The 11,623-nt window shown below is 37.4% G+C and carries 14 protein-coding genes; 13 read left to right on the top strand and 1 reads right to left on the bottom strand.

Going from position 1 to position 11,623, the window contains the following annotated elements; genetic code table 11:
• Positions 1–306: 306 nt before the first annotated feature.
• The 12 genes from CBB91_RS11545 to CBB91_RS11490 all read left to right on the top strand — a co-directional run bounded on the left by CBB91_RS11545 (position 307) and on the right by CBB91_RS11490 (position 10,011).
• Positions 307–2,466: a peptidase gene (locus tag CBB91_RS11545; RefSeq protein WP_345906824.1), complete on the top strand. Its 2,160-nt coding sequence runs from the start codon at positions 307–309 to the stop codon at positions 2,464–2,466.
• A 243-nt stretch (positions 2,467–2,709) separates the two neighbouring features.
• A complete protein-coding gene (locus tag CBB91_RS11540; protein ID WP_345906823.1) occupies positions 2,710–3,798 on the top strand; it encodes a MoxR family ATPase in 1,089 nt (362 codons plus the stop codon).
• 7 nt (positions 3,799–3,805) lie between these two features.
• Positions 3,806–4,384: a DUF3310 domain-containing protein gene (locus CBB91_RS11535; protein ID WP_345906822.1), complete on the top strand. Its 579-nt coding sequence runs from the start codon at positions 3,806–3,808 to the stop codon at positions 4,382–4,384.
• A gap of 20 nt (positions 4,385–4,404) precedes the next feature.
• Entirely contained in the window at positions 4,405–5,070 is a 666-nt protein-coding gene (locus CBB91_RS11530; RefSeq protein ID WP_345906821.1) for a DNA polymerase, read from the top strand.
• 17 nt (positions 5,071–5,087) lie between these two features.
• The gene (locus tag CBB91_RS11525; protein WP_345906820.1) at positions 5,088–6,032 is read left to right on the top strand and encodes an AAA family ATPase; all 945 of its coding nucleotides are present in this window, start codon (positions 5,088–5,090) and stop codon (positions 6,030–6,032) included.
• Positions 6,029–6,226 carry a hypothetical protein gene (locus CBB91_RS11520; protein WP_345906819.1) on the top strand — a complete coding sequence of 66 codons (198 nt, stop codon included), beginning with the start codon at positions 6,029–6,031 and terminating at the stop codon, positions 6,224–6,226. Before CBB91_RS11525 ends, CBB91_RS11520 begins: the two co-directional genes overlap by 4 nt.
• A complete protein-coding gene (locus tag CBB91_RS11515; protein ID WP_345906818.1) occupies positions 6,223–6,441 on the top strand; it encodes a hypothetical protein in 219 nt (72 codons plus the stop codon). Before CBB91_RS11520 ends, CBB91_RS11515 begins: the two co-directional genes overlap by 4 nt.
• Positions 6,441–7,001 carry a Druantia anti-phage system protein DruA gene (locus tag CBB91_RS11510; protein WP_345906817.1) on the top strand — a complete coding sequence of 187 codons (561 nt, stop codon included), beginning with the start codon at positions 6,441–6,443 and terminating at the stop codon, positions 6,999–7,001. The genes CBB91_RS11515 and CBB91_RS11510 overlap by 1 nt, the downstream gene beginning before the upstream one ends.
• A gap of 779 nt (positions 7,002–7,780) precedes the next feature.
• Positions 7,781–8,149: a DNA polymerase clamp loader subunit A gene (locus tag CBB91_RS11505; RefSeq protein WP_345906859.1), complete on the top strand. Its 369-nt coding sequence runs from the start codon at positions 7,781–7,783 to the stop codon at positions 8,147–8,149.
• Positions 8,146–8,577, top strand: a complete 432-nt coding sequence (gene regA / locus CBB91_RS11500; protein WP_345906816.1) for a translational repressor RegA — start codon at positions 8,146–8,148, stop codon at positions 8,575–8,577. The genes CBB91_RS11505 and regA overlap by 4 nt, the downstream gene beginning before the upstream one ends.
• 110 nt (positions 8,578–8,687) lie before the next feature.
• The gene (locus CBB91_RS11495; protein ID WP_345906815.1) at positions 8,688–9,326 is read left to right on the top strand and encodes a hypothetical protein; all 639 of its coding nucleotides are present in this window, start codon (positions 8,688–8,690) and stop codon (positions 9,324–9,326) included.
• A complete protein-coding gene (locus tag CBB91_RS11490) occupies positions 9,319–10,011 on the top strand; it encodes a site-specific DNA-methyltransferase (RefSeq protein WP_345906814.1) in 693 nt (230 codons plus the stop codon). The genes CBB91_RS11495 and CBB91_RS11490 overlap by 8 nt, the downstream gene beginning before the upstream one ends.
• On the opposite strand, the gene CBB91_RS11485 is transcribed toward CBB91_RS11490, so the two are convergent.
• Positions 9,995–10,264, bottom strand: coding sequence for a hypothetical protein (locus CBB91_RS11485; protein ID WP_345906813.1), 270 nt, complete (start codon positions 10,262–10,264; stop codon positions 9,995–9,997). The two genes, CBB91_RS11490 and CBB91_RS11485, sit on opposite strands and share 17 nt — an antisense overlap.
• Positions 10,265–10,438: 174 nt before the next feature.
• Between CBB91_RS11485 and CBB91_RS11480 the strand changes: the two genes are divergently transcribed.
• Complete coding sequence (locus tag CBB91_RS11480; RefSeq protein WP_345906812.1) at positions 10,439–11,431, top strand: hypothetical protein; 993 nt, start codon at positions 10,439–10,441, stop codon at positions 11,429–11,431.
• Positions 11,432–11,623 lie beyond the last annotated feature (192 nt).

Raw genomic sequence — 11,623 nt, 5'->3', positions numbered from 1 at the left:
TTATGTTACATGGTATAATGGAGGCGTATTATGCACAATTTAATTTCATATAATCAATTGGCGGGATGGCAGCAAAGCGTACATCGATTAACAAAAACTTTAGATAATACTATGGAAGAATCTGATATGCTAAATGACTACTACAACTGCTTAATTGAATGTGACGACAATCAACATACATGCAAAAAAATATGTAAGCACTTATTGGAGGAACAGAGGTAGAAATAGTCCAATTTAAAAAGTGTCACTGAGGGACCCTCGCGAAAGCGGGGGTTTAGTATTATGGCCACATAAGAAACAAGGTTCATGGCAATCTCTCACGAAATCAAGTCGCAATTAGCCAAACTATTGGCCACAGAAGATCTGGTGGTAGAGCACCGTCATGTGGATACCGCACAGTTTGATGTTCACAATCGTGTTTTGACTTTGCCCTTGTGGGACCGCGCTTCCAGCACCGTCTACGATATGCTCGTGGGTCATGAGGTTGGTCATGCCTTGTTTACGCCCGATGAAGACCCTCCAGAGGGCATACCGCACCAGTTCATCAATATTGTGGAGGATGCTCGTATTGAGAAATTGATGAAGCGCAAGTATCTTGGCCTTGCCAAGACTTTTTATAAGGGGTACTCAGAACTTTCTGACCAGGATTTCTTTGAGTTGGAGGGTCAAGATATTTCTGCAATGAATTTGGCTGATCGTGTTAATTTATTCTTTAAAATTGGAAACCATGTCGATATTCCTTTTCATAATGATCAGGAGAATAATATCATTAAGATGATAATTGATTGCGAAACGTTTGAAGAAGTTTGTGATATCTCCAAGAAGTTGTATCAATACTGTAAGGGCCATCAAGAAAATGATAAGGAAAAAGTTATTGATATACCTCAACAGTCTCAAGGTGGTGGGTCTACTGGTAGTTCTGATGATTCTGATAGCAATCAATCTGTAGAACCTGAAGATGGAGAATCTTATGGCGGAACTGCGGAGCAACAACACAAGCCTCAAGAAAATTCTTCTAAAGACGATCCTATCGAAAGTGTTGATGGTGAACCGGAAGTTAAGACTGCGGATAGTTTGGAGAGTAAATTAAAAGATCTTATCAACAGCAATTCGACCAGAAATACTTATGTAGAACTTCCTAAATTGGATCTTGACACGGTAATTGCTAGCAATGAAGATATTCATAAATTAATTGATAAAACATTTATTCGGAGTCAGAAAAAATCTGAAGATTGGTCTAGGGAAAATAATTATTCTTCTATAAATCTATTTGAGAGTGTAGATGATAACTATCTAAAGTTTAAGAAGTCTGCAAATAAAGAAGTAAACTATTTGGTGAAAGAGTTTGAATGTAAAAAAGCAGCAGAATCTTACGCTCGCGCTACGACATCTCGTACTGGTGTTCTTGACTGCTCTAAACTTCATACTTACAAACATAATGAAGATCTATTTCGTAAGGTTACGACTCTTGCTGATGGTAAGAATCACGGCCTAATCTTTATTCTTGACTGGTCTGGGTCTATGAGTCATGTTCTNGAAGATACAATCAAACAACTCTATAGTTTAATTTGGTTCTGTAAAAAAGTTTCTATTCCTTTTGATGTATATTGCTTCACTAATGAATGGAAGAGACCTGTGTACGATTATGATAATAATAAGTACATTCCTGCAGATATTAGACCTCATTATGAAAAGAAAGAAGGTCTTCTTGCTGTAGATAATGATTTCTCTATGATGAACATTCTTACCAATAAGGTTTCTTCTAATGAACTTGAGAGACAAATGCTTAATATTTGGCGAGTTGTTAGTTACTATTCATCTTCTGGACAATATAGTATTCCGGAACAACTTGGATTGTCTGGAACTCCTCTGAATGAATCTATTGTGGCTCTTCACCAGATTCTTCCTAAGTTTCAGAAAGAAAATAAACTGCAGAAGGTTCAGACTATCATTTTGACTGATGGTGAAGCAAATCATCTTGCTCATCATGTTATGGTTGATCGTTCTTGGGAGACTGATCCTTATATTGGAACACGTCGTCTTAATCCTGATACATTTTTTATTCGTGATCGCAAACTTGGTCGCACATATAAGGTCCATTACGAATGGAACAAGTTTACCGATAGCCTCCTTCAAAACTTGAAGGATAAGTTTCCTGATGTTAATTTCATTGGCATTCGAGTTCTCAATCCTCGCGATGCTAATTCTTTCATCAAAAAGTATACTGAGATTGATGAATATGAAAAAGTATATGCAGGATGGAAGAAGAATAAGAGTTTTTGTATTAAAAACGCTGGATATGATGCGTACTTTGGTCTTTCCTCAACAGCTCTNTCGCAAAATACTAATTTCGAAGTGAGTGAAGACGCAACCAAATCTCAGATCAAGAATGCATTTGTTAAAAGTTTGAGAACTAAAAAACTAAATAAAAAAGTTCTCGGCGAATTTATTTCTCTGGTAGTATGAGTAGAAAGCATAAACTCCCTTTTAAGCATATTGTCTTAGAAGATACAAAGGAGGTCCTCATAGTTGTAAGAAGTTCTATTACATCCATGGGAGTAACTTCTATGGTAAATAAGTACTATCCTGATTATACTGCCAAGATTATTTCCGAGCGTTACTATCAAGAGCAGACAATTGATTAACCGTCCATTGGGACTTAAACGACNAATTTTTTAATTTATAATGGCCACAGTTCAAACAAAGGAAATGGCACTCTCTGCCGATTACATTCGCACTTCACTCCAAAACCTCTATGGTGAGTCTGTCACCTCTGGCGACCTTCGCGCATGGTGCGCCATGAATGGAACAACTTATGCTACAGTGTCCAAGAAACTTGAAGAGTATAAAGTCGGCCGTGGTAAGTGGAATCTTGAAGTAACAAAGGAAACAGTGGATGATTTNGAAGTATCTTATAGTACTCCTGCAGTTCTTCCTGCTGTGAAACAAAACCTTATCCCTCAAAAAGATGATACTTTCGTCCAGTTTGGTCATTTCAATGATATTAAAAAAATTATTAAGTCCGGTCTATTTTATCCGACGTTCATTACGGGTCTTTCTGGTAATGGTAAAACGTTCTCGATTGAGCAAGCGTGTGCTCAACTTGGTCGCGAACTAATCCGCGTAAACATTACTATTGAAACTGATGAAGATGATCTAATTGGTGGTTTCCGCCTAGTCAATGGTGAGACCGTATGGCATAATGGTCCTGTCGTTGAGGCACTCCAGCGAGGTGCTGTTCTACTTTTGGATGAGATTGACTTNGCATCTAATAAGATTCTTTGTCTGCAGTCTATCTTGGAAGGTAAGGGAGTATTTCTTAAGAAGATTGGTAGGTTTGTTGTTCCTGCCGAAGGGTTTCAAATCTTGGCCACTGCTAACACGAAGGGTAAAGGATCTGAAGATGGTCGTTTCATCGGCACCAATGTTCTCAATGAAGCATTTCTGGAGCGTTTTCCTGTGACCTTCGAGCAGGAATATCCCACCCCTTCTAATGAAGCAAAGATTCTTGCTAAGATTTGTGATGATGATAATTTTGTTTCTCGTTTAGTTGATTGGGCTGATATTATTAGAAAGACCTTTTATGATGGTGGTATCGAAGAGATTATCAGCACTCGTCGTTTGGTTCATATTGTTAAGGCATATAATATTTTCGGTGATAAGGCAAAAGCAATTCAAGTTTGTGTGAATCGCTTTGACGATGAAACCAAGCAAGCTTTTCTAGAGTTATATGACAAAGTTGATGCAGATTTTGAGATGCCTGAAGAAGATGCTGTTGACGATCGCAACGTATCTTGATATAATTATGACAAACGCTTGGAGTTTTTTACATGATGAACTTTATGGAGAATCTAAAATGAGTGAAAGTTTGGGTGAAGACAACTATGAATTTTTATTGAAAGATTATGAAAATGTAGTAGGTGCCTCTGGTGAGGATAGAATTACATTTAAAGATTATGAAAATGTAGTAGGTGCCTCTGATGAGGATAGAATTGCATTTAAAGGCAACAATACATTTAAAGATGACAATACATTTAATTTAAAGTTTCCAAAAAGTTATGAAACTTTTGATAACAATAACGGCCGATGGAGATATCATGAGGATATTATTTTGAATGATATTAAAGATTATGTAGCGGGTACATATCGTAGTCACTACACAGGAAAGGCGAACGGGAACGTAGATATTCAGACAATTGATTTGTTGGCAACTAAAGGACTTTCTTCCGGATTTTGTCAATCAAATATAATAAAGTATGGGACAAGATATGGAGATAAGGACGGTAAAAATAAAAAAGACTTGTTGAAAGTCATTCATTATGCTATGCTACTTTTATATTTTGATGGCCACTACAAGGTTATCAAATCTGATTTTCCTTATTGATAATGAAACTTCGCAACACTATGAAACTCTCTGATAAAACCATTTCTTTACTCAAGAATTTTTCTTCCATTAATCAATCTATCCTTTTCAAGGAGGGTAATAAATTACGCACTATCAGTGTGATGAAGAACATCCTTGCAGAAGCAACAGTATCTGAAGAATTTTCGAAAGACTTTGGTGTTTATGATCTCAACCAGTTTTTAAATGGTCTGAGTCTTCATCNGAATCCTGAACTTGATTTTAAGAATGATGGGTATGTGGTTATCAGTGAAGGTAAAATGCGCTCTAAGTATTTCTTTGCTGATCCTAATGTGATTGTCACTCCTCCGGACAAAGATATTACTCTTCCCAGCGAAGACATTTGTTTTGAGCTAAGCACCGAACAACTGGATAAACTTTTAAAAGCAGCTGCTGTTTATCAACTTCCAGATATTTCTGCTGTTGGTGAAGGTGGTGTGATTAAATTGCTTGTCAAGGATAAGAAAAATGATACGTCTAATGACTTTGCTATTGTTGTTGGTGAGACCACAGATGAATTTGAATTTCATTTCAAAGTAGAAAATATCAAAGTTCTTCCAGGAACTTATGAGGTCGTTGTATCTAAAAAACTCCTATCTAGATTCAAGTCAAAAAATCACGATTTGACGTATTATATTGCTCTGGAACCCGACTCCAATTTTTCTTGATTATTAATTAATTTATTATGCGTAATGAATTTCTTTGGGTGGAAAAACACCGCCCTCAGACAATTGAAGATTGTATTCTCCCTGAAAATATTAAAAAAACTTTTCAGGGTTTTTTATCTAAAGGAGAAGTTCCTAATCTCCTTCTTTCTGGTCCTGCCGGATGTGGTAAGACTACAGTAGCTAAGGCACTTTGTAATGAACTAGGAGTAGATGTTTATGTCATTAATGGATCCGATGAAGGACGCTTCCTTGATACGGTCAGAAATACTGCAAAAAATTTCGCTTCGACCGTATCACTTTCGTCAACTGCTCGACACAAAGTCATCATCATCGATGAGGCTGATAATACAACCAATGATGTACAACTCCTACTTAGGGCGTTTACAGAGGAGTTTTCTGGCAACTGCAGGTTCATCTTTACTTGCAACTTCAAAAATAAAATCATTGAACCTCTCCACAGTCGATGTGCCTGCATCGACTTTTCAACCAACTCAAAAGATAGACCAAAACTTGCCTCACAATTCTTCAACCGTCTCGGGGCTATACTTGAGACAGAGGGTGTCGAATCTGATCCGAAAGTTCTTATAGAACTAATCAATAAACACTTTCCCGATTGGAGACGTGTTCTTAATGAGTGTCAGCGTTACTCCTCTTCGGGTAAAATTGATGCTGGAATTCTTGCACAATTTTCTGATGTAAAAGTAAATGATCTTATCAAACATCTTAAAGAGAAAGACTTTAAAGAAGTACGCAAGTGGGTTGTCAATAATCTTGACAATGATGCTTCTATACTTCTGCGTCGCATTTACGATGCTCTATATGGATCCTTGGCCCCTAATTCTATTCCTGCTGCCGTTCTTGTTATTGCTAAGTACCAATACCAGATAGCATTTGTGGCAGATCAAGAAATAAATATGCTTGCTTGTCTAACTGAAATTATGGTGGAGTGTGAATTCAAATGACAGATTTGGACTGGAGATATAGTTATGAAAGAATGAAACTTCGTCGGGAAGTATTCTTAAAACTAAAGCATCACTTTAAACTTAGTGAAGCCCGTTACTTGTATGAGTTTTGTCATAACTGGATTAGTCAAGGCAACACTACAATAGACAATGTTGAACAAGAGTTTTTGAACTTCGTTGAGTTAAACAAATGATTGATCAATCAAATAAAAAAGATTATCAGGGACCTCTTTATGCTCGTCACCCTGATTTAGTAAAAAGAACTCAAAACAAAGAGAACTATTATTATTGGTTCTGGATCATAGCAATGATCGCATTCATTGTTCCTCAAGTATTTACTGCTTGGGCTTATATGAATATTGTAGATATTATGAAATCCCCTATTCAAGTTGAGGTGAAAAATGATTGATGATAATTCCTGAGAGTGATGCTAGGTGGTCTGCCGAAGAGTTTATAAAATATTTCTCTCAGATGGGAAATATTGAGGACTATTTGCGCTTCGTTAAAAAGGAAGTGATTAACTCTACTAGTTCTCTTGCTCCACTGCATGATGAGTTCTTTAATGAAGATATTCATCCAGAAGATATGGAGTTTAACATTAAGTTTATTGGGAATAGATTTCCTCAATCTATTCCTCAAGAACATTATGTTAATCTTTTGAGAGCAGTATCTTCTCATAATAATGAGTCTAATATTCCTGGGAGGGAATTGCGCTGGATGGTTTACGAGAAGAATACTAATAAGGTTCTTGGATTTATTCGTTTTGGTTCTCCAACTATCAACTCTAAACCAAGAAATTTATGGCTTGGACAAGCGCCGGATCTTTCCATCTTCAATCGTCATGCAGCTATGGGATTTGTAATTGTTCCGTCTCAACCATTCGGATACAACTATCTTGGTGGCAAACTGCTTGCACTCCTGTGCTGCTCTCACTTCGCCCGTGAAGANGCTGAANNAAGCCTTTTCTAATGAAGACGATGATGATAAGAGGAAGAGCATTGCTCTCTTTGAAACNACGTCTCTCTACGGGTCTACTACGGATGCCTCACAGTACGATGGNCTCAAACCATTCATGCGATATAAGGGTCTAACTGAAAGNAAGTTCCTTCCATTACTTCATGACGATGCTTTTCATAAACTTCATGATCGCTTCACTATCTTGAATNAAAATNAGCCATTGACTGACAANAAAGCATCNTCNAAAAANATGAAGCGCCANACAAAGATGATTTCTATCACTCGNAANTCTNTNAAANAGNATGGNNTTNCTGANGAANTAGANAANTTNNANNCTGTNATCAANACNGCNNTNTCTNTNACTCAAAAGAANAGAACNTACTTCTGCGAGTATGGATATTCAAATGTTCGTGAAGTNNTTCTTGGNGAGCAGAAAGAACTTCTTCGTGGTCANAANTGGGAGAAGCATGAACTTGATAATATNATCAAGTGGTGGAAGAAGAANGCANCCAAAAGATATGAAAAACTNAAGGCAGANNGTCGGTTCAGNACCAANGTAGAACTCTGGACAGATGATGATGACATTCAAATTATACGATGATTATGGGACCCAAATTAATTCAACATACAACTAGAAAATGTCCAAAAACTGGACGTATAATTATTTTGATTGGGTGGAAAAACCCAAATGGATGGACTAAAGAAGAGTCTGAAATTTGTCAGAAGTATTACCAACTGCAAGCAAAGAAACTTGGGATGGGCTTAGAAAGATATATGAGGGAGTTTCACTGATGGAATTAAAGGATTGGCTCAACTCAATTAACTTCACTAAAGAAGATCTATCAGAACATATAAGAGAATATCCTCCATATATTATTAATCGCTGTTTATCTGGCAATCTTGATTGTGTTATGTTTGCTAATGAGATGAATCTTCATCATTCTTTAGATAAAGATATGCAATATTCTTTTTTTCTAAATAGTTTGAGGAAAAAAAAGAGATTCTCTCCTTGGCTCCGTAAGGATAAAGTCACGGATCTGGAATGTGTCAAACAATACTATGGTTATAGTAATGAGAAGGCATCGCAGGCTCTAAAAATTCTTACCACAGAACAAATTAGTTTTATTAAACAGCGACTTGAAATTGGAGGAAAACGATGACTGAGCCCACAGTTGAGTGGTCACAGGACCAAATGGTAGAAGTGTTTTTGAATGAACCAGACGACTTTCTGAAAGTCCGTGAGACACTTACACGTATCGGAGTAGCATCAAGAAAGGAGAAGAAACTCTATCAGTCTTGTCATATCCTTCATAAGCAGGGAAGATACTTTATTGTTCACTTTAAGGAATTGTTTGCTCTTGATGGCAAACATGCAAATCTTACAGTGAATGATGTTCAGAGACGTAATCGCATCACAAAACTTCTTTCTGATTGGGGATTGATTGGTGTTGCTAGTGAAGAATCGATTGCTGATATTGCTCCTCTGAATCAGATCAAAGTCTTGGCCTATAAAGATAAGTCGGATTGGGTATTGGAGCAGAAGTATAATATTGGCAAGAAAGGAAAGCAACAGGAAGAAAGTGAATAAATAACTCTGAGTCTTTCGTGCAGACTCTACGAATGTCGGAAACCCGAAGACCTTCCTTGACAGGGGGGTCTTTTTTTGTTATAATTAGTGTATACAAAATCATGCCCCCCATGACTGGTTCCTACAAAGTTCGTCGCCCTTATTTGAAAAACCACCCGCTTCATAATTTTCACAAGTCTGCGCACGATGAAAAAACTTTCATTGAGAGTGGTAAGCATTTTCCTGTTATCCATCAATTGAACAGTATTTTTGATGAAAAATGGGGGTATTCCATTGACTATGATACATTGACAGAATACTATGGAGATGATGATGCTACGATTGCGAAAAACAAATCCGGCATTGATTGTTCATTTAATATCGTAAATAGTGAAACCAGGAAGATCAAAAAAGAAAACTTTACCCTTGATTGGAAAATTCGTTTCTTTCACACCTCTGCTGTTTATGATGACTTTCTAGCAGAGATTGTCAGTCAGGACTTTGGACACTACTCTAGCAAAATTCCTGTCCCTGGTTGGGCAGTTTGCAAACATAAAGTAAATGATGCTATACTGTATATCATTCCTGGTATGAACAAAGCAGCACTTGTGGTGCGCAAAGAACTTAAAGAGGGATTTGAAAGGCGTCGTTTTTCTGATAGGAATCGTAAGCATGCCAAGAACGGCCGTTATACCACGATTAGTGTTCCTATTAGTTGGGAACGCCTAATTAAAGTATGTCCAAGCACAATTATTTTTAACTATGAGTGATGTAAAACTATATAACGATGATTGTATGAATGTATTCCCGTCACTTGGTGATGGGAGTATTCATCTTACATTGACAGATATTCCTTATGATGAAGTCAATCGTAAGAGTGCTGGTCTTCGTAACTTAGACAAGAGCAAAGCGGATATTATTACATTCCCTCTGGATGATTTTATTGATGAAGTTGTTCGTGTAACTTCTGGTAGCATTTATATCTTCTGTGGATCTGTTCAAATATCACATATTCGGAATCGTTTGATTGATCACGATTTATCTGTTCGTCATTGTATCTGGGAGAAAACTAATCCTTCTCCGATGAATGGACAGCATATGTGGTTATCAAGCATTGAGAACTGTGTGTTTGCTAGGAAGAAAGGTGTATATTTTGACATTAAAGAACGGTGTAAGTCTGCTGTATGGAGAGAACCTACAGAAAAATATAAAGGCCATCCTACACCTAAACCAATCAAACTTATGGAAAGATTGATTCAGGCAAGTTCAAAACCCGAAGATATTGTTTTGGATCCTTGCATGGGAAGTGGTGCAGTTGCTATAGCCGCAAAAAAAACAAGGAGAAAATTTATTGGAGTTGAGTTAGATAAAAAATATTTTAAAATTACATCAGACAGAGTAGAAAAATCTGTTAGAGGTATTGGAGAGAAAAAAGACATTACATCTTTTTTTTAATTCTGTCTAAAGCAGCTGACTTTCTATCTTTTTTGACTTGAGCATCGTATTCTTTTTTTATTTTATCTTTATCTCTCTTAAAATTTCTACCTAACCCAGTTACTGGGGTCATGGTCATTCCACCTCTTTGACCAGACCCACCTGAGGACATTGCTTTTGTTGCTTGTGGTCTATCTGGGGTGCCCATGTTTCCTAGAGCTCTACCTTTTCTAGTAGCATTTATTTCTTCTTGAAACTGTTTGAATGACTTCATATTATCTTTAAATTTTAAGTTATTTATCTAGAATCGCTTTTGTTACAGTCTTGTAACAAAGGGTCAGACCCCTTGCCAACCTCATCCCTTTGGGTTATACTGTATTCAGTTCAGTCAAGCGATTCGCTACGACTTGAACCTCCATAACCTTTTTAGGAGTTCATCATGTTCACTATGTCCCATTCCCCCATCGGCATTTGCGAAGTGCCCGATATTTCCCTGCTTCCCAGTTCTGAAAAAAGGAGGAAGTTTCGTTCTGCTAAGTATTCTTACAGTTTTATTGAAGAGATTGCCAAGATTGATATTGGCGGAAAAACTGTAAAAAACACCGCACGTTCCGGTGGTACTGACAACAAGAACACTGATGATCTTTTCGGTGAATTTGAAAAGGGCATTCGTTACGATCAACTTCCTCCTATTGTTGTAAAAATTGCAGATACTTACTATCTTATTGATGGTTTTACTCGTATTCGTGCTCTGAAACGTCGTGGTCAGGTTTCGTGGGCATTTGATGTCTATGAAATGAATGATGGTTATACCCTTGAAGATCTCCGTGATGAGATTGGTTTGGGTGCAAATGACCATGCAAAGTGTAAATCTGCAACCAAGGATGATTTCAAGACCCGCGCCAGTGCATGGGTTGCACGTCAAGATCGTGTTGTCTCTAAGGAGGAAGTAAAAACTTGGATTAATTCAATTTCTCACACTTTTACCCAAAAAGAAGTTGCTGCAATGGCAAAGTCTGTTATTGACAATGCATATGCAAGCACTACCCTCGTTTCTTTCAATTCTGATGAAGCAGAAGCGTATCTTCTTGATCAAGGTTACAAAGCAGATGGTAAAACTGATTCTGATGGTCTTGTTGGAAGACTTGTTTGTGCTCAACCCAATGGCACTTATGGTCCTCGCAATTTCTGTCACGTATTGAAAGACGTTGCAGAAGGCAGGCGTTCTCGTATTAACATGTATCTTCCTTCTGGTAAGAAGATTACTGATCCTGAAAAACTGATCTCTGATCAGAAAGAAGAGTTTGAAACTCTTTGGAATGCTGTAAAAGAGTGTGCCGTGCTTCTTAAGCACGATCCTGACTGGACTCCTTTTGAGTTCGGTGTTCGTCCCTCTCAAATCCTCGATAAAGATCCTGATGCAGGAGTTGTTAAAATTTGATATATACGGGGTTCAACACCCCGTTTTTTTGTATCTATGTTATAAATATCTACGGTTGCCTTCGGGGACCACAAAACACAAACTCGCTTACTAAAGGAGCTATCAAATGGGAAACCTAACGAAGTACAATGCTGCCAACATAAATCAACTGTTGGAACGTATAAATAGGAACAGTATTGGTATGGATGAATA

The organism is Hyphomonas sp. TMED31, assembly GCF_002172815.1.
GTDB classification, from domain to species: Bacteria; Pseudomonadota; Alphaproteobacteria; order Caulobacterales; family Hyphomonadaceae; genus Hyphomonas; species Hyphomonas atlantica.
This window is presented reverse-complemented; position numbering and strand designations above follow the sequence as displayed.

What these genes read in the sequence shown, in the direction of transcription:
- CBB91_RS11535 (WP_345906822.1), top strand. Translation starts at nt 3,806, where the DNA reads ATGACAAACGCTTGGAGTTTTTTACATGATGAACTTTATGGAGAATCT.
- CBB91_RS11525 (WP_345906820.1), top strand. Translation starts at nt 5,088, where the DNA reads ATGCGTAATGAATTTCTTTGGGTGGAAAAACACCGCCCTCAGACAATT.
- CBB91_RS11520 (WP_345906819.1), top strand. Translation starts at nt 6,029, where the DNA reads ATGACAGATTTGGACTGGAGATATAGTTATGAAAGAATGAAACTTCGT.
- CBB91_RS11515 (WP_345906818.1), top strand. Translation starts at nt 6,223, where the DNA reads ATGATTGATCAATCAAATAAAAAAGATTATCAGGGACCTCTTTATGCT.
- CBB91_RS11505 (WP_345906859.1), top strand. Translation starts at nt 7,781, where the DNA reads ATGGAATTAAAGGATTGGCTCAACTCAATTAACTTCACTAAAGAAGAT.
- regA (WP_345906816.1), top strand. Translation starts at nt 8,146, where the DNA reads ATGACTGAGCCCACAGTTGAGTGGTCACAGGACCAAATGGTAGAAGTG.
- CBB91_RS11495 (WP_345906815.1), top strand. Translation starts at nt 8,688, where the DNA reads ATGACTGGTTCCTACAAAGTTCGTCGCCCTTATTTGAAAAACCACCCG.
- CBB91_RS11490 (WP_345906814.1), top strand. Translation starts at nt 9,319, where the DNA reads ATGAGTGATGTAAAACTATATAACGATGATTGTATGAATGTATTCCCG.
- CBB91_RS11485 (WP_345906813.1), bottom strand. Translation starts at nt 10,264, where the DNA reads ATGAAGTCATTCAAACAGTTTCAAGAAGAAATAAATGCTACTAGAAAA.
- CBB91_RS11480 (WP_345906812.1), top strand. Translation starts at nt 10,439, where the DNA reads ATGTCCCATTCCCCCATCGGCATTTGCGAAGTGCCCGATATTTCCCTG.